14 protein-coding genes are annotated in these 17,527 nt (G+C 70.2%); 9 read left to right on the top strand and 5 right to left on the bottom strand.

Going from position 1 to position 17,527, the window contains the following annotated elements:
* The first annotated feature begins 193 nt into the window (after window positions 1–193).
* The gene (locus tag F8M74_RS22510; protein WP_141254731.1) at window positions 194–1,186 is read left to right on the top strand and encodes an endonuclease/exonuclease/phosphatase family protein; all 993 of its coding nucleotides are present in this window, start codon (window positions 194–196) and stop codon (window positions 1,184–1,186) included.
* Window positions 1,187–1,196: 10 nt separating this feature from the next.
* On the opposite strand, the gene F8M74_RS22505 is transcribed toward F8M74_RS22510, so the two are convergent.
* A complete protein-coding gene (locus tag F8M74_RS22505) occupies window positions 1,197–1,988 on the bottom strand; it encodes a J domain-containing protein (RefSeq protein WP_141254732.1) in 792 nt (263 codons plus the stop codon).
* Window positions 1,989–2,175: 187 nt separating this feature from the next.
* Between F8M74_RS22505 and F8M74_RS22500 the strand changes: the two genes are divergently transcribed.
* The 3 genes from F8M74_RS22500 to F8M74_RS22490 all read left to right on the top strand — a co-directional run bounded on the left by F8M74_RS22500 (window position 2,176) and on the right by F8M74_RS22490 (window position 6,883).
* Window positions 2,176–4,818, top strand: coding sequence for a M1 family aminopeptidase (locus tag F8M74_RS22500; RefSeq protein WP_171410077.1), 2,643 nt, complete (start codon window positions 2,176–2,178; stop codon window positions 4,816–4,818).
* A 147-nt stretch (window positions 4,819–4,965) separates the two neighbouring features.
* Window positions 4,966–6,561 carry an ATP-binding protein gene (locus F8M74_RS22495; protein ID WP_141254734.1) on the top strand — a complete coding sequence of 532 codons (1,596 nt, stop codon included), beginning with the start codon at window positions 4,966–4,968 and terminating at the stop codon, window positions 6,559–6,561.
* 154 nt (window positions 6,562–6,715) lie between these two features.
* On the top strand, window positions 6,716–6,883 hold the full coding sequence (locus F8M74_RS22490) for a hypothetical protein (RefSeq protein ID WP_162295036.1): 168 nt from the start codon (window positions 6,716–6,718) through the stop codon (window positions 6,881–6,883).
* 14 nt (window positions 6,884–6,897) lie between these two features.
* Here F8M74_RS22490 and F8M74_RS22485 read toward each other — a convergent pair whose 3' ends face one another.
* A complete protein-coding gene (locus tag F8M74_RS22485; protein WP_216619641.1) occupies window positions 6,898–7,443 on the bottom strand; it encodes a TspO/MBR family protein in 546 nt (181 codons plus the stop codon).
* 126 nt (window positions 7,444–7,569) lie between these two features.
* On the opposite strand from F8M74_RS22485, the gene F8M74_RS22480 reads away from it, so the two are divergent.
* From F8M74_RS22480 to F8M74_RS22465, 4 genes are all read left to right on the top strand, one after another.
* On the top strand, window positions 7,570–8,124 hold the full coding sequence (locus F8M74_RS22480; protein WP_141254736.1) for a DUF924 family protein: 555 nt from the start codon (window positions 7,570–7,572) through the stop codon (window positions 8,122–8,124).
* 246 nt (window positions 8,125–8,370) lie between these two features.
* Complete coding sequence (locus tag F8M74_RS22475) at window positions 8,371–10,725, top strand: CHASE2 domain-containing protein (RefSeq protein ID WP_141254737.1); 2,355 nt, start codon at window positions 8,371–8,373, stop codon at window positions 10,723–10,725.
* A 26-nt stretch (window positions 10,726–10,751) separates the two neighbouring features.
* Entirely contained in the window at window positions 10,752–11,330 is a 579-nt protein-coding gene (locus F8M74_RS22470) for an SH3 domain-containing protein (RefSeq protein ID WP_171410078.1), read from the top strand.
* Window positions 11,327–12,313 carry a M48 family metalloprotease gene (locus tag F8M74_RS22465; RefSeq protein ID WP_141254739.1) on the top strand — a complete coding sequence of 329 codons (987 nt, stop codon included), beginning with the start codon at window positions 11,327–11,329 and terminating at the stop codon, window positions 12,311–12,313. The genes F8M74_RS22470 and F8M74_RS22465 overlap by 4 nt, the downstream gene beginning before the upstream one ends.
* 10 nt (window positions 12,314–12,323) lie before the next feature.
* Here F8M74_RS22465 and F8M74_RS22460 read toward each other — a convergent pair whose 3' ends face one another.
* The 3 genes from F8M74_RS22460 to F8M74_RS22450 are packed head-to-tail and all read right to left on the bottom strand — an operon-like array spanning window position 12,324 to window position 16,589.
* Entirely contained in the window at window positions 12,324–13,538 is a 1,215-nt protein-coding gene (locus tag F8M74_RS22460) for an extensin-like protein (protein ID WP_141254740.1), read from the bottom strand.
* A gap of 5 nt (window positions 13,539–13,543) precedes the next feature.
* A complete protein-coding gene (locus F8M74_RS22455; RefSeq protein WP_011550766.1) occupies window positions 13,544–14,503 on the bottom strand; it encodes a ParA family protein in 960 nt (319 codons plus the stop codon).
* Window positions 14,504–14,543: 40 nt separating this feature from the next.
* Window positions 14,544–16,589 (bottom strand): HEAT repeat domain-containing protein, encoded by a 2,046-nt coding sequence (locus F8M74_RS22450; protein ID WP_228560221.1) that lies wholly within the window; start codon window positions 16,587–16,589, stop codon window positions 14,544–14,546.
* Between the two features lie 421 nt (window positions 16,590–17,010).
* Between F8M74_RS22450 and F8M74_RS22445 the strand changes: the two genes are divergently transcribed.
* Window positions 17,011–17,370, top strand: coding sequence for a helix-turn-helix transcriptional regulator (locus F8M74_RS22445; protein WP_026114223.1), 360 nt, complete (start codon window positions 17,011–17,013; stop codon window positions 17,368–17,370).
* Window positions 17,371–17,527 lie beyond the last annotated feature (157 nt).

Below are 17,527 nucleotides of genomic sequence, written 5' to 3'. Positions count from 1 at the left end.
TGGCTGGAACCCGGATCCAGTCGTTGCCAGGTGAAGAGCATCTTGGCGCGGTGTCCTCGTCTCCCCGCACGAGCAGTACGGCCGGGCAGGCAGGCCCGAGGAGTGTCAGGTGCCTGACGCCATCCCAAGCCGGAGCGCCTGGCGGTTAGTAATTTCCTCCCGAGGCCCACTGGAGGGGGCCAGCGCGCTGCCCATGAGCCCATCCCCGCTGCGAATCGTCACCTACAACGTCCGCTACTTCGGCCACATGCTCCGCGGCCTGGCGAGCACCGTGGGCCCCAAGCGGCGCGTCGCCGCGGCGTTGGCGTCGCTGGACCCACTGCCGGATGTCGTCTGCCTGCAAGAGGTGGAGACGTCCTCGCTGCGCAGCAACATCGCCGACCGGCCCAAGCAACCGGGCGAGACGCAGCTCACCGCCTTCATGGGCCGGATGGTGGAGACGTTTGACAGGCTGGGCCGGGAGATGCCCTACGAGGCCTTCTACTTCCGCGCCCACCACTACAAGCTCCGCGAGGTGTCCCTCTACACCACCGGGCTGGCGGTGCTGGTGAACACGCGCAAGCTGGAGGTGGCCACGCACAACGTGGGCGCACCCCAGGCCATCACCCACCACCACGTCCAACGGCTCAAGGACCGGAAGCAGAGCCGCATCTGCGCGCACATGCGCCTGCTGCGCCGCGAGGACAGGCACCCCTTCCACATCTTCAACACCCACCTCAGCCTGCCCACGCCCTTCGCCCGTGAGTTCTGGGCCACGCGCGACAAGATGGGCGGCGGCGTCAACCAGCTCCACGAGGCGCGCAAGCTGACGGAGTTCATGCAAGGGCTGACCGGTGACGAGCCCTACATCGTGTGCGGAGATTTCAACTCACCGCCCGCGTCGCCCGTGTACCGCTACCTCACCACCGATGGCCGGCTCACCTGCGCACAGGCCGCCGTGGGACAGATTGACCCGAACCTGCCGCGCGGCTTTCCCACCGCCGGCTTCATGCACATGCGGATGCACCTGGACCACGTGTTCTCCGGCGCGGGCGTGCGCTGGCTCGACACGCAGGAGACGTCGCCTTTCGGGGACCTCCGCAGCCGCTTCCACGGGCTGTCTGACCACATGCCCATCGTCGCGCGCTTCGCCCTGGAAAGCGGCAAGACGCTCATCACGCCTCCGCCGACATCGCTACTGCTGTAGCCACGCGGGCTCACGTCCCTCCGGACAGCGCTCGCTCCACCTCTTCCCACGCGTCCAGAATCTCCCGCGTGCGCAGTTCGGCGAGCGCGTGGAACTCCGGCGCCAGGTGCGCCACCTTGTCCGGGTGGTACTGCACCACCAGCGCCCGGAAGGCCTTGCGTGCCTCATCCAGGGGCGTCCCGGGCGCGATGCCCAGCACCGTCCACGGGTCCTTCCTCGGCGGCGCGGGCGGCGGCACGCGCGTACCCCGGGGCGGCGTGGCCTCATCGTCCCAGCCGGTCCGCTCTCGCGTGCCCGTGGCGCGGGCGTTCGTGCCACCGCTCGCGGGCCGTGGGGGGGAGCGGGGCGCGGGCTCCGCGCGGCGACGTCCTGGCCGCTGGGCCGGGTCCGGCGGGGGCACGCGAGGGGTGAGCTTGCTCAGGGCTTCTTGCAGGAACCAGAGGTCCTCGAACGGCGTGCCCCGCTTGCGCACCACCGCCGCGGGCCGGCCGTCCCGCAGCAGCAGGTAGCCCGTGGACGCCGCGTAGGCGTCATCCCGGCTGCCGGGGTGAAGCCGGTCGCCCAGGTCCCCCAGCGGGTCTCTCCACATGCCATCCGAGGTGCCCTCATCGGCCACCAGCACCTGTGACAACACGTCGCCGTGGAGCCTCTCCAGCGTGGCGAAGGGCTCGCGCGACTCCGGAGGACGCATGGCCGCGCCGTGCCGGACCCCAGTCACCAGCAACAACCCACGGGTCGAATCCACCCGGGCGAAGAGCTGCTCACGCACCTGTCTGTCGGAGAAGAAGAGGACCCACTGCACGGTGGTCAGAGACTACCCGGTCGACGCCGTTCCGCGTGTGTTCAGGTGAATGTCATGACCACCCCAGTGGGGAGGGGCGCGACCCTGGCGTCATCTTCATGACTTCGTCGATACACGACGCTCATCGGCCCCAGGGTGCACTCCTCCTCGACGGTGGCGCGGGCTTGCGGAAGAGTCCCCAGTGCCCATGCGCTGCTGCCACCGTCACGCCTCCGAATCCATCCCCTCCGGCCCCCGTCCCTTCTCCCTTCCTGGCGCCACCGAGCACTACGCCGCCGAGCGGCCGGTCCGCGCCGAGCACGTCCGCATCGAGGTCGACCTCGATTTCGACACCCACCGCATCACCGGCCTGTGCACCACGCGCGTCTCCGCCGTCCGTCCCGTCCACACCCTCACCTTCGACGCGGTGGACCTCGACGTGTCCGACGTCCAGGTCGACGGCCGCGCCTCGCGCTTCTCCAACTCCGGCGCCCACGTCCGCGTGGAGCTGTCCACGCCGCTCGCCGCCGGGCAGGCCTGTGAGGTGGCCATCCGCTATACGGCCCGGCCTCGCCGTGGCCTCTACTTCTGGGCTCCCGACGCCGCCTATCCCCACCGTCCCCGCCAGGCCTGGACGCAGGGCCAGGACATCGACGCGCGCGCCTGGTTCCCCTGCCTGGACACGCCCGCCCAGAAGGCCACGTCCGAGGTCATCGCCACCTTCCCCGAGGCGATGACGTCCCTGTCCAACGGCACACTGGAAAGCGACCGCGTCCACGACGGCCGCCGCACCCAGCACTACCGGATGGAGCAGCCGCACGCGCCGTACCTCGTCACGCTCGTGGTGGGTGAATTTGAAGAGGCCACCGACACGGCTGGCACGGTTCCCCTGCGCTACCTCTTCCCCAAGGGCCGCAAGGAGGACGCACTGCGCTGCGTGCGCCGTACCCCGGAGATGGTGCGCGTCTTCCAGGAAGTCACCGGCGAGCCCTACCCTTGGAGCAGCTACGCCCAGGTCTTCGTCACCGAGTTCATCCTGGGCGGCATGGAGAACACCTCCGCCACCAGCCTCACCGACACCGTCCTCCACGACGCGCGCGCCCAGCCGGACTACAACGCAGAGCCGCTCGTCTCGCACGAACTGGCCCACCAGTGGTTCGGTGACTTGCTCACCTGCCGTGATTGGCCCCACGGCTGGCTCAACGAGGGCTTCGCCACCTGGTTCGAGATGCTCTGGAAGGAGCGCGCCGATGGGCAGGACGAGGCCGACCAGCACCGGCTCGTGGACCTGGAGGCCTACCTGGGCGAGGCGCGTGAGCGCTACGCCCGCCCCATTGTCGCGCGGCGCTTCCACGCGCCCATGGATGTCTTCGACCGGCACCTCTACGAGAAGGGCGGCTTGGTCCTCCACGAGCTGCGCCGCCGGCTGGGCGATGACCTGTTCTTCAAGGGCCTGCGTCACTACGTCGCGCGGCACCGCCACGGCTCCGTGGAGACGGTGGACCTGGCCCGCGCGTTCGAGGACGCCACGGGCCACAACCTGGACGCCTTCTTCGACCAGTACGTCTTCGCGCCCGGCCACCCCGAGCTGAAGGTCGACGTCCGCTACGACGCCGAGGAAGCACGGCTGCGCCTCCAGGTCCGCCAGACGCAGTCCACGGCAGACGGCGTGCCCCTCTTCCGGCTGCCGCTGGAGGTGGCGCTCACCGTGGACGGCCGCGACACCGTCCACCGGCTGGAGGTGACGGACGCGGAGCACGCGTTCCACCTGCCCTGCCCCAGCGCGCCCTCGCAAGTGCGAGTGGACCCTCGGCGCGGAGTGCTCGGCACGCTGACGGTGGACAAGTCCGCGGGCCTTTGGATGGAGGAGCTGCGTGCCGCTCCGGAGATGCGCGCGCGCACCGAAGCCGCCGTGGCCCTGGGACGCGACGGCAGCCCCCGCGCCGTGGACGCGCTGGGGACGGCGCTGGCGGACGCGCGTTTGTTCTGGGGCACTCGCGCCGCGTGCGCGAAGTCCCTGGGCCGCATCCGCAGCCCCGATTCCCGCGCGCACCTCCTGGACGCGCTGTCCACCGAACATCCCCGCGTGCGCCGCGCCGTGGTGGCTTCGCTGGGCGAGTTCCGTCGCGACGCGGAGGTGACAGCCCGCCTGCGCGCCCTGGTGAACGGCGGGGACACCAGCTACTTCGTGGAGGCGGAGGCCGCCCGCAGCTATGGCCGCGTGCGCGCGCCGGACGCGTTGGGCGTCCTGGAGGCCGCAAGCACCCGACCCTCGTACCAGGACGTCATCGCCGTGGGCGCGGTGGATGGGCTCGCCGAGTCTCAGGACCCCGCTGCCTTCTCGGTGGTGCTGGCGCGCACCGCCTACGGCCACGCGGCTCCGCTGCGCCGCGCCGCCACGCTCGCGGTGGCGAAGCTGGCGGAGGTCGCGATTCGCAAGCGCGAGGCCGTGGACCTGCTCGCGGAGTTGCTCCGCGACCCGCTCTTCCGCGTGCGCATGGGCGTCTTCGAGGCGGCGCGTACGCTGGGGGATTCACGCCTGGTGCCCGCGCTGGAGGAGACGCCACTGCTGGATGCCGTCGCCCGGCGCGCGGCGCGCGAGACGGTGCGCTTCCTGCGCGAAGGTGAACCGCAGGCCCGCGAGGTGGCATCGCTGCGCGAAGAAATGGACCGCCTCAAGGAGGAGACGCGGGCCTTGCGCGAGCGGCTGGAAGGGCTCGCGCTGAAGCCACCCGAACCGCCGCGTCCACCGCGCGGAGGCGCGAAGCCCGCGCGAAAGCAGGCCACGGCGCGCACGAAGACAGCCGCGCGCAAGGCCGGTGGCCGGACACGCAAGGCCACGCGTCGCTAGACAGGGGCCCGCCCGCTCGCCTGCCCGTCGAACCTGGCGTCCGCACGCCGACCATCGACGTGGGAGGCGCGGGCTGTGCCTCCAATGCCTACTTGTATGGAAAGGGACACGCCCTCCGCATTTCGCGTCGAGGCGTTTCGAGCTCCCATGTCCCGGGACGCTGGCAACGACGGCCGGCGGATTTCCGAGGAGAGCATGGCCTCAGGCATCGACGAGCTCAGCGCGTGGCTGGATGCCGCCGTGGACCCTTTCGTGGCCTGCGACGCCGGTGAGAACATCTGCTTCCTCAACGCCGCAGCCGAGCGCCTGCTGGGATGGACACAGGAGGAGCTCATCGGCCAGCCGGCGTCCCGGCTCTTTCCCCAGCGGCTGCACCGCCATGAAGGCGAGAGCCTGCTGCGCCACCTGCTCTCCCGGCGGACCGCGCTCGGAGGGCGCGCGACCCGGGTGCTCGCGCGTCGCAAGGACGGCGCTGAAATCATGGTAGAGCTGACGGTGGGCGCCTCCGGCAAGGGCCGCGACGAGCGCATCGTCCTCAACTTCCGCCGCCTGCACGAGGTCGTCGACATCCTGGCCGAGCCCGTGGAGCGCACGTTGCACGGACGCGAGTCGGAGAGCGTTCCTGGCGACGCGCTCTTCCGCATCGTCGTGGAGCACGCGCCCCTGGGCATCATCTACTTCGACCGGAGCGCCATCGTCATCGCGTGCAACGAGCTGTTCGTGAGCATCATCGGCTCGCCCAAGCGCTTGTTGGTGGGCCTCAACCTCCTGTCGCTCCGGGATGAGAACATCCTCCACTGTGTCCGGGAGACGCTGGCGGGACATACCTGCGACTCCGAAGGCGAGTACCGCGCCATCACCTCTGGCAAGAAGACGCCGGTCCACGTCCGCTTCGCCCCCTCCTTCAACGCGGCCGGACAGGTCGAGGGCGGCATTGGCATCTTCGAGGACATCTCCGAGCGCCGCCGCGCGGAGAGCGAGCGCGAGCGCCTGTACCGTGAAGCCCAGGAGGCCATCCGCGTGCGCGACGACTTCCTGTCCATCGCCTCACACGAGCTGAAGACACCCCTCACCCCGCTGAGCCTCCGGCTGGCCACGCTGGAGCGCCGGCTGGCGCGTGGCGAGCGCGTGGAGTCCTCCACCTTGCGTCAGACGCGCCTGTACCTCTTGCGCATCACCAGCCTCATCAACGACTTGCTGGATTCCTCACGCATCGAGGCGGGACGACTGGCCCTTCACCGGGAGGCCACCCGGCTGGAAGGACTGGTGGAGCACGTCCTCCACGAGCTCGAGCCCCAGCGCGGCAACCACACCGTGCGGTTCGACGCGCCCGAGCAGCCCGTGCAGGTGAACGTGGACCCCTTCCGGATGGAGCAGGTGCTCGCCAATCTGGTGGAGAACGCGTTCAAGTACAGCCCGAATGGAGGCACCGTGCGCGTGACCTTGCGCCAGCGCGGCGGGCTGGCGCTCCTGTCTGTCTCCGACGAAGGCATCGGCATCCCTCCGGACCAGCAGAAGCTGCTCTTCGACCGGTACTTCCGTGCGCGCAACGCCTCCGCCCATTCCTTCGGTGGACTGGGGCTGGGGCTCTACATCAGCCGGGACATCGTCGAGCGCCACGGCGGGCGCATCTGGGTGGAGAGCGAGCCAGGCCATGGCTCCACCTTCCACGTCGCCCTGCCGTTGATGGCGGGCGCTCCCGCGCAGCCGAACGTCGAGGAACCCGGACAGCTCATCCACTGAAACTCCGCCACCCCGCCTTCCGCAAAAATGACAGGTGTGGGTGTCTTCCATTGGTCAAGAGGTCGGGGGAAGCGCCTGGATTCGCACGCTTCCAGCACTGGCATGGCGGCTGCTCTATCGAAAGGCGGAGGATGCACCTTGAGGGAGGATGACCATGACGACCGACACGCCTGCTTGGACTCGTGACAATGAAGGCTGGCTCGTCCGCGTGAAGGTGGGCGGACGCATCCAGGAGGTGCGCTGCACCACGGAGAGCCAGGCCCGCTACTTCGCCACCGTGCTTGCGATGAACCCGCCCAAGCCGTCGAAGCTGCGCAACTAGGGCCGGGAGGTGGCTCAGGGGTTGAGGCGGACGATTTCGGCGTTGAGCACGTTGGCGAAGCCCACCCAGCCCAGGTACGGCATCGCCATCCAGGCCGCGGGGCGGTCCACGTCCTTGGTGACGGCGACATACGCCGTCACGCTGCCCAGCAGCGCCAGGTTGTCCGCCAGGGCGCGGCGAGGCTGGTGTCTGCCGAAGAAGAGCCAGGACCAGGCGGCATTGCATCCCATCTGGATGCCCCACCAGGCCAGGGCCTGGGAGCGGGCCGCGCCCGCGGGCGCCGTCCATACACGCCAACCCGAAAGGGCGATGAGGCCATACAGCACCGTCCACACCGGGCCGAAGACCTTCGCTGGCGGCTGGAACGAGGGCTTGCGCAGACGCCGGTACCAGCGCGTGTCCACCGAACTGACGCGAGCGCCCAGGGCCGCCGCGCCGAACGTCAGGGCGCCGAAGATGCCCAGCGCCACCACGGACTCCGTGCGCAGCGTGGGGTTGAGCGCCGTGCGCCGCACCGGGTCAGGGATGCTTCGTGTCGTCGGCTCCAGCGTCCAGTCCATCCGCGTCCTCCCTTGGCGGAGCACCCGCCAGTGTCGGGTGGAAGGTGGTACCGGAGCCTCCCAGCCGCCACCCCGGCTGGCGCCGGTGTACAAGGTGGCTTCCCCTCGTTGACGAAGAGGCGTCTCATGGTGAGCGCAGAGGAAATCCTGGGCTTCTGGTTCGGACAGCCACGCGAGCGGTGGTTCCTGCGGGACGAAGCCTTCGATGATGAATGCCGGCGCCGCTTCCTGCCCGCCGTCGAGCGCGCCGCCGAGGGCGAGCTGGACGACTGGCGGGACGAGCCTCGCAGCTGTGTGGCCCTGCTCCTGCTGTTGGACCAGTTCCCGCGCAATCTCTTCCGCGGCACGCCCCAGGCCTTCGCCTCGGACGCGCGGGCGCGCGAGGTGGCCCGGCACGGATTGGCGCGAGGCCTGGACATGACCCTGCCGCCGCTGTGGCGGTGGTTCATGTACCTGCCCTTCGAGCACAGCGAGTCCGTCAACGACCAGCGGCTGTCAGTGGCCCTCTTCGAGGTGCTCGCGCTGTATCACGCGGACAGCCGGGGAGCGCTCGACTACGCCCGGCAACACCGGGACGTCATCCAGCGCTTCGGCCGCTTCCCGCATCGCAACGTGACGCTGGGCCGCCCGACGACTCCGGAGGAATCTGTCTTCCTCCAGGAGCCGGGCTCGTCGTTCTGAGCGTTACACCCGCGGCCAGCCAGCCCCCCAGAGGAGGTGCTGCGCCTCCGAATCCAGCGCGAGTTGGAAGCGGGCCGCCAGCGTGTCAAGGCGCGGGTTGGCTCGCGGGCCCGAGATGAGCAGCGGGAGCCGGGTTTTCTCCGTGAGTACACGGCCGACGCACCCAGACATGCGAGGTGACTGCCCACGCCCCTGCCGCTGGAGTAGTGTCCACTCCAGCACGCTTCTCAAGAGGGGGACGGGGACGTGGCAGGCGAGCGCTGGAAGACGGTCCGTTCACGGTGGCAGAACCACTGGCGGCTGATGCTGGGCGTGGCGGTGCTGGCCACCACGCTGGCCGCCGTCTGCCTTCACTTCGACGCGAAGCTGGGCGGCCTGCTGGAGGATGCGGAGCGCTCCGCGTACGACACCGTCGTCACGCGATTCACCGCGCGGCGCGAGGTGTCATCCCAGGTGGTGCTGGTCACCATCGACCAGCCGAGCCTGGAGCGCATCCGCGCCAACGAGCAGTACGCGCTCAACTTCGGAAGCTGGCCCTACAGCCGCAACCTCTGGGCGCGCGTGGTGGAACAGCTGGAAGCCGAGGGTGCTCGGGCCATCGTGTTCGACGCCGTCATGGACGAGCGCGGCACGGACGAATCCATGGACCTGGCCTTCGCGCAGGTGCTCCACGAGACGTCCACCCCCTTCTACCTGGGGGTCTCCACCCACGCGAACGCGCCGCTGCTGCCCCCCGCTGACTTCGGCGCGGCGGTGGTGGTGGACAGCCCCGTTCAGGAGGAGGACACCTTCCCGGAGGATGCCAGCGCGGAGACGTTCGAGGACGGCGCCCCGGAGGCGGTCCTTCCCTCCGCTTCTCCCGAGCAGCTTGCCCGGGCCATCGCGTTTCCGGTGCGCGCGAACGGCCGGATGCTGCCCGCGCTGGATTACGCGACGTCCTCGGGGGAGCGGCTGCCCAGCCACCCGGTGCCGCCCATTCCCGTACTGGTGGGCGCGGTGGATGGCTTCGGGCTGGTGGAGCCGGAGTCGGACGCCGACGGCTTCATGCGCCGCACGCGCTTCGTCTATTCGGATGGTCCCAATGCCTTCGCGACGCTGCCGGTGCGCGTGGCCGCGGGCCTGCTGGGCGCCAGCGCCATCGAGTTCTCCGGGCGCACGCTGCGCCTGGGCTCGCGCACCTACGCCGTGGATGCGGATGGCAGCGCTGGCATCGACTTCGGCGGGCAGTTGCATGACCGCTTCACGAGCGTTCCGCTCATCTCGGTGCTCGACGCGTGGGTGCACCGGGGACAGGGCCAACCCACGGGGCTGACGCCGGACGTCTTCCGCGACAAGGTGGTCATCATTGGCGGCAACGCGGTGGGCCTCAACGACGTCAAGGCCACGTCCTTCTCGTCGCATGAGCCCGGCGTGGTGAAACAGGCGGCGGTGCTGGACACGCTCCTGGGCAACGGCCGCTTCATCACCCGCGCGCCGCTGGGGGTGAGTCTGGCGCTCGTCTTCGCGGTGGCCTTCGTGTCGGTGGTGCTGCTGATGACGATGCGTTGGACGCCGCTGGAGATTGCGTGGCCGCTGGGGCTCTACGCCGGCATGAGCTGGGTGACGGGCCCCGTCCTTGGACTGACGAACACCTACGTGCTCACCGCCCTGCCCGCGCTGGCGGGCGTGCTGGCCAGCGTCAGCGCGGTGGCCTTCAACCACCTGGTGGCCAACGAGGAGACGGCTTTCATCCGGCAGGCCTTCAGCCGCTTCATGGAGCCCAAGCTGGTGGAGCAGATGATTGCCCAGCGCGAGCTGCCTCGGCTGGATGGGGAGAATGTCGAAATCACCGCCTTCTTCAGCGACATCCGAGGCTTCTCCACCTTCAGCGAGCGCTTCAAGGACGACCCGCGCAACCTGGTGCGCCTGCTCAATACGTATCTGACGCGGGTGAGCGCGGCGCTGCTGAAGGAAGGTGGGTGCCTGGACAAGTACATCGGTGACGCCGTGGTGTGTCTCTTTGGCGCGCCGATGCGACAGGCGGACCACGCGCTGCGCGGCTGCAAGGGCGCGCTCGCGGCGAAGGCGGCGGTGGACCGGCTGCGCGACGAGTTCCGCGCCCAGGGGCTGCCGGACATGTACACACGCATCGGCGTCAACACCGCGGTCAACTTCGTGGGCAACTTCGGCAGCGAGCAGCTCTTCAGCTACACCGCGATTGGCGATGGGATGAACCTGGCCGCGCGCCTGGAGGGCGCGAACAAGGCCTATGGCTCCGTCATCATGATTGGCCCGCGCACGTACGAACTGGCGCGCGAGCACATCGAGGTGCGGGAGCTGGACCGGGTGCGCGTGGCAGGCAAGACGGAGGCCGTCACCGTGTACGAATTGCTCGCGCTCAAGGGCGGGCTGGACGCGCGCACGCGGGAGACGGTGGAGCGATATCACGCGGCGCTGGCGCTCTACCGCGCGGCGCGGTTCGAGGAAGCAGCAGCGGTGCTGAATGCGCGCCGCGCGGAGGACCCGGAGGACGGGCCCACGCAGGCGTTGCTGGAGCGCTGTCAACGATATGTGAAGGCGCCGCCGCAGGACTTCGACGGCGTGGCGAACCTGGACAAGTGAGCGGTTCGGAAAGGAGCCGGGGAGACATGGGGATGAAGACGCGGGTGGCGTGGACCACAGCCCTGCTGGCGCTGGCGATTCCGGCGGGGGCGTCGGCCGTGAAGGTCGGCGAGCCGCTGTACGTGAAGGCGAAGAACACGCGCGTGCAGGCGAGTCCGTCTGGCTCAGACAACGCCGTGGCGGTGCTCCAGCCCGGAGAGCGGGTGACGTGGGGCGGCGCGGATGCGAAGCACAAGCAGTGGCACCGGGTGACCACGGCCACCGGGAAGACGGGCTTCGTGTTCCAGACGAACCTGTCCACCACGCCGCCCAACATGGAGCTGGTGACGCAAGGGAATGGCACCCAGCAGGTGGATCCGAAGAAGTTCGTCGCCAGTGGCGCCGCGGTGAAGGCGCTCAGCCCCGGCGCGGAGCAGTACGGCAAGGACAAGGGCGGCGACCACGGCAAGGCCGTGCGGGACATCAAGGCGCTGGAGACGCTGGCGAAGTCCGTGTCCACGGCGGACATCGCCGCGCACGTGACGGCGGCGGGGCTCTTCCCGGTGGTGGGCGCCAGCGACACGGTCGCGAAGGCCGGGACGAACAAGCGGAGCGGCAACCGATGATGCGAACGGGCTGGAAGGTGCTGGCGTTGGTGGGCATGGGCGCGCTGACGGCGTCCTGCAAGGGCTTCAATGCGTCCTCGCTCACCCGGGGTGAGAACATCCTGGGGAAGCTGAGCGCCGCGTCCGAGGAAGCCAAGACGTGCAAGAAGCTGCGCGCCGCCCCCAGCGTGCAGGAGGAGTACGCCCTGGGCGGCGCGCTGGCCATCAACTTCGTGCGGCGGGGTGGCGGGCTGCTGCTGGACGGCCCCAACGACGCGCTCCACCGCTACGTCAACGTCGTGGGGAAGAACCTGGCGGCGCAATCCGCGCGGCCCACGCTCGAGTGGACCTTCGGCGTGCTCCAGGACACGTCCCAGTTCAACGCGATGTCCGCGCCCGGTGGCTACGTCTTCGTCACCCGGAAGCTGCTCCAGGGACTGGAGAACGAAGGACAACTGGCCGGCGTGCTGGCGCACGAAATCGCCCACGTCACGCTCAAGCACGCCATCCACCAGTACGGCGACGCGAAGGTGAAGACGTGCGAGCTGGTCACCTACGGCGAGGCCGTGCTCTCCCCCACCGCGGTGAAAGTGCTCTCCACGGGCCGCAATGGCGACGGGACGCTGGATTTGGACAAGGACCCGGGCCTGCTGGGCCACCTGAGCGAGAAGACCATCGACCTCATCGACAAGGGGAACGCCAAGGAGCAGGAGCTGGAGGCAGACCGGATCGCCGTCGAGCTGATGCTCTCCGCGGGCTACACGCCGGACGACTACCTCGCCCTGCTGGCCAAGACGAAGGACGGGGGCAGCACCTTCGCCAACCACCCGGGAAAGGACGAGCGCCGGCGCAACATCCTCTCGCACGTCCAGGCGCTGAAGCAGCCCGCCGGGGCCTTCAGTGGACTGGCCACCGAAGGGCTCCGCTCGCCGCCGCTCAGCCCCGCCTTCGCCGCCGTGCGCGGTGGAAACAACGCACGCGGCGTGGCGAAGGACGGGAAGTAGCCGGGCGGCTTCAGCGCACCGTGGCCTGACTCAGGGCCCGGTGCACAGACTCCAGGGCCTTGCGCGCCTCGAGCAGTTCGGCGCGCTCGGCGGTGAGCGAGGCCACCTGCTGGGCCAGCACGTCACGCTCTCCCTGGAGCGCTTCCACCGCGCGGTGCAGCGACGTGGACTCGTCCTTGGCGGACTCCAGCTCACCGGCGAGCCGCTCCTCCTCGGCCAGGCTGTCCACCAGGGACTGCTTGCCGCGGGCGACCTCTTCTTCCAGGGCCTCGCGCTCCTTGGCGGCGGCCTGGAGCGCCTGCCGCGTCTCCTGGAGCGACAGCAGCGCCTCGTCGCGCTCGCCCTCCAGCGCGGACAGTTCGCGCTCCAGGTCGGCCAGCAGCTTCACCCGGCCCTCCATCTCCGAGGACAGGCGGCGCGCCTCGTCCATGCGCAGGCGGGCCTCTTCCGTGGCCTTCTCCGCCTGACGGCGCGACACCTCCAGGTCCTGCGTGAGGGAGAGGTTGAGCGCCTTCACCTTCACCAGCTCCGCCTGGAGGTGGGTGATGCGCTCCACGGCGCGCTGACCCGCCTCCGCCACGGTGGCGGGCAGCGGCTCCGGGCGCGGATTCTCCCGCACCGCCTTGAGCCGGGCCTTCAGTCGCTCACGGCGGGCCGAGGAGTCCTGTCCGTCCTCGCGCGGCGGGGCCGGCCGCTGCACCTCCACCTCGGTGGGCGGCGCTTCGACACGGGCCACCGGCTCCGCGACGGTGGCGGTGACGTGCGACATGGACACGGGAGCCGAGGCCTGCGTCATGGGGTGCGCCTCCGGAGGAGGACTGACGGCGTCGAAGTGCAGCGCCGGAGGCGGCGCGGCGAAGGTGACGGGCCCGGCGTGCGGCTCGGTGTCGAGCAGCGCCTCCGCCTCCGGCGGAGCCCCGTACGTCACGGGCACGTCGGCGACCGCTTCGGGCTCCGGCGGGGGCTCCTCGTAGACGGGCGCGTCGTCCGGCTCGCGCAGGGCGGCGTCCATGGCCTGGGCGGCGCTGGGGCGCGGGGTGCGGGCGCGCTCGATGCGGGCGCGCACCTCGGCGGAGAGGTCGGGGGCCTCGGCCACGGGCTCAGGGGCCGCTTCGGCCTCGGGCTCGGGAGGCGTGGGCTCGACGGGGTCGACGAGGCCCGTCAGCGCGCCCAGGCGGAGGCGCGGCTTGGCGCGGGACACGTTCTGTTCAAAGGCTTTCTTCATGGTTCTCAGCCGGCCTGCTGGGTGCCCTTCGTCTGGGCGACGGCTGCCGCGGCCACCAGCCGGGGCAGGATGTTGTCAATCATGGCCTGGATGTCGTTGGCCCCCTTGGACGAGGGGTCAGCGACGAACACCGGCCGACCCTCGCTGGAGGCCTGCGCGAACTTGGTGCACTGCCGGATGATGGTGGGCAGCAGGAACTCCGGATAGTGCGTCTGGAGCGCCTCCAGCGCCTCCTTCGCCAGCTTGAAGGTGGCGTTGAAGGAGTTGACCACGATGAAGACATGGTCGAGCACGTGGTTCAGGTCCTCCTCCAGGCTCTGCACCGTTTCGAACAGCAGCTTGAGGCCGTGGAAGGACAGGAAGTCCGCGAGCACGGGGACGAACAAGTCGTTCGCCGCCATCAGCGCGTTGAGGTTGAGCAGGCCGAAGGACGGCGGCGCGTCGAAGACGACGACGTCGTACTGGGCCTCCACGTCCTTGAGGGCGTTGCGCAGCTTGAACTCGCGGCCGGCCATGGGCATCAGCGCGAGGTCCACCGTGGACATGGTCAGGTTGGACGGGACGAAGTCCAGGTTGGGCAGCGAAGACTTCTGGATGACCTTGGCCAGGGGCGTCTTGCGGACGAGGACGTCCAGGAGCGTCTTCTCGAAGTCCTCGCCCTCGTAGCCCAGGCACTTGGTGGCGTGGCCCTGGCTGTCGAGGTCGATGAGGAGCACCGCGTAGCCCAGCTCCGCCAGGCGCCAGGCGTAGGACGTGGACAGCGACGTCTTGCCGGTGCCGCCCTTGAAGTTCAGGAAGAGCTGGCGGCGGTGGCCGAGGCGCGCCGGGAAACGGTCGAGCGTGGTGCGCAGTTCCCAGATGTCGTCCGGCGTGTAGGCGTCCTTCCGCGATTCCTCCGGAATCTGCTTCGGGGACACGCCGAGCATCTCGGCGACCTGCTTGGAGCTGTACGTCGGCGCTTCCATGGACGACCCTTCGAAAGACGTGCGGGACGGCTACCTTGCCTCAAGCGGCGAAGTATTTGTGCCCCCTTCGAATCACCGCTCCCCGGGCGGATAACAGGGTGAGCGCCTCCTGGGCGAGCTCCGAGGGCGCCGAGAGCGCGACCGCCAGCTCGACGAGCGAGCGGCCTCGGACGGCGACGCGGACTTCGGCCAGCATCTGCGTGCAGAGGGCTTCCACCGGTGACGCACTGGGGCGCGCGGGGGCCGCCGGGCGGGCCGGCTCCGCGGCGGCAGCGGGAACACGCGGCGCGGGGGCGGCCTGCCCGGGCACCGCGCCCATGGCCACCAAGGCCGCTTGGACGGGGGACAGGCGAGCGGCGGCCGGGGCGCGCGGAGCCTGCGCGGGACTGGAATGGCTTGGGGTGGCCTGCGGAACTGGCGCGGGCGGACGCTGCACGGGGGCGGCGGTCTGTTGCGCTGGCGGACGCTGCGCGGAGGCGGCGGTCTGCGGAGCTGGCGTGGGCGGACGCTGCACGGGAGCGGCGGCCTGTGGCGTCGGCGCGGGCGTCGGAGCCACCGGCGCTCCCGCGGGGCCCACTCGCCCCTGCACAGGCCCCACCGGACCAGCGCCCTGCGCGAGGCCGACGGTGACGGCCTGCCGATTCGCAGCCCCCACGGCGGCGACCACATGAGCGGGCTGCTCGACCGCCGCCACCGGCGCCTGAACCACCGCGGCAACAACCACTGCCGGCGCGACCGCCTGCACCGAAGCCACCACCGGCCGAGGCTGCTCCAGCCGCGCCTGCACGGGCTTCACGGGCAACGTCGCCAGCCGGCGAATCTCCCGGCGGCGGTGCGTCTCGTCCAGGTCCACCACCGACGACACGTCCTGCCCCAGGATGCGTGACAGACTCTGCGCGGCGGCCTTGCGAACGCGCTGCTCACGGTCACCCAAGGCGCCCAGCAGCAGCGTGCGCGCGTTCGCCCCAGCGCCAGCTCCGAGCGCCAGCGCGGCCAGCGCGCGCGCCTCCGGATCCGCATCGTGGATGGCTTCCTCGCCCAGCCGCCGCGCCGTCTCCCCTTCCAGGCCCAGCGCCAGCAGCGACGCGCGGCGGCGCACCGAGCGGTCCGGGTCCTTCATCGCCTGCGCCAGATGCGGCGCCGCGTCCTTCGGCGCCAGCGTCAGGAGCGCCTTGAGCGCCGCGATGCGCACTTCCGGCACCGGCGACGCGAGCAGCGGCGACACCACCGACGCGCCCTCTTCCTGGCACAGCGACGCGAACGCCTGGAGCAGCGCCACTTGCGCCGTCGGATCCGTCTCCGCATGCAGCGCCGACGCCAGCGCGGGCGCGGCGGCCGGCTGTGACAGCGCCTTCAATCGCTCCGCGGCACGCACCCGGGCCGCGCCGTCCTGCGCGGACAACTCGCGGATGGAGAACCCGAACAACGTCTCATCCGTCGTCCCGCCGAAACCCGCGTGCGAGGACAGCTCCGCGTGCTGCGCCGCGCTCACGCCCAACCGTCCCGCCTGCAGGAAGCGCTGCGCCTCACGCGCCACCGGCGACAGGCCGTCGTCCTCGACGACAGCGGCCACGGGCGGCTCGCTCACCGGCGCCGGCGTCACGCGGACACTGGCAGCCGTCTCACGCAGCGGCACCGGCGAGCGCCGCGTGGGGACCACCAGCCCGCGGGCCACCGGACCCGCCTCACCGCGCAGCAGCACCTCGCTGCGAAGCTGGGAGATGAACGACGCCAGGTCGAGCCCCAGGTCATCGTCCTCGTCGTCGCGCTCCTGGGCGGTGGCGCGGATGCGCCCCACGTCCAGCAGCTTGTCCATCATCTGGTTCCGCTCGCCGCGCAGGGCCTGGTTGAGCCGGGCCAGCTCCTCGCGTTCGGCCTGAAGCCGACCCACGCGGACCTCCAGCTCGGCGACTTCACGGCGCAGGCCCAGCTCGCGCTGATGCGTCTCCGCGACCTCGCGCTTGAGGTGCTCCATCTCATCGCGCGTCGAAGCCAGCTCGCTGTGGAGCTGTTGGGCACGCGCCTCGAAGTAGACGATCTTTTCGAGTGCGCTCTTGAGCAGCGCGTCCGGACGCTCGTCGCTCACGACCTCAACAGCCTCCCCGCGAGGCACGCGGCGCGGCCTGCGGATCCGAGTCACCGGGGGTTTGCACCGGATTCCCGGCACCTACCGGGGGGCCTACCCTACGTCAGACGTCCTCGCTTCGTAAACCACGGAAACACCAGGGCTTTTTTCAACGCGTCCCGGGCCGTCATTGACAACGCCGCGCAGGCCGAATTTTCGGCTTCCGCGCGCTCGGGGGGGCGCGACAGACGCATCCGTCTCAAGGGGTTGAAGCGCTCGCTTCCGGACGCTCCAGCAGGCCCTCCCGGAAGCCCTGGAATGTCAGACCCCACTCGTAATCTGTGTTCCACGAGGCAACCAACGGCCGTCACTTCTCCCCGGTGCCTCTCCGCCTTTGATGCGGGGGGACGAAGCCCTCTTTTCGACAGGTTTTCCGCACGCCATGGAACAACGACTGGCAACCCTCATTGGAAACGCGGTCCGCGCGGCGCGACAGCGGCTGGAGCTGACCCAGGCCGACGTGGCCGAGCGCGTTGGCATCGCTACCGAGGTGTATGGCCGCCTGGAACGCGGCCACATGCTCCCCAGCGTCCGCACGTTGCGCAAGCTGTGCCTGGTGCTCAACTGCTCGTCGGACGTGCTCTTGGGAATGGCGGGCGTGGAAGGCGCGCCCACGCTGGCGGAGGATCCGCCGGAATACCGTGAGCGCCCGGAAGTCCGCCGGCTGCTGCGCACGGTGCGCAAGTTGGACGCACCGCGTCTGCGCCTGCTCGGGCAGGTGGCGAACGCGCTCGAGACGTAGCGATACAGCGAAGACCCAGCCGGGGCGGTGAAGACCCTGGCTGGGACCTGAAGGGTGGTGAGGGGCCGGACGGATTGCGCCCTGGCGCAAGCGCTTGGCGCGTGGAGTGAAGCAGCCGCTGCTGGGGGGGCGTACTGAATGCTTCATGACCCCCGCC

Source organism: Myxococcus sp. CA023, from assembly GCF_010998615.1.
Classification (GTDB): domain Bacteria; phylum Myxococcota; class Myxococcia; order Myxococcales; family Myxococcaceae; genus Myxococcus.
This window is presented reverse-complemented; position numbering and strand designations above follow the sequence as displayed.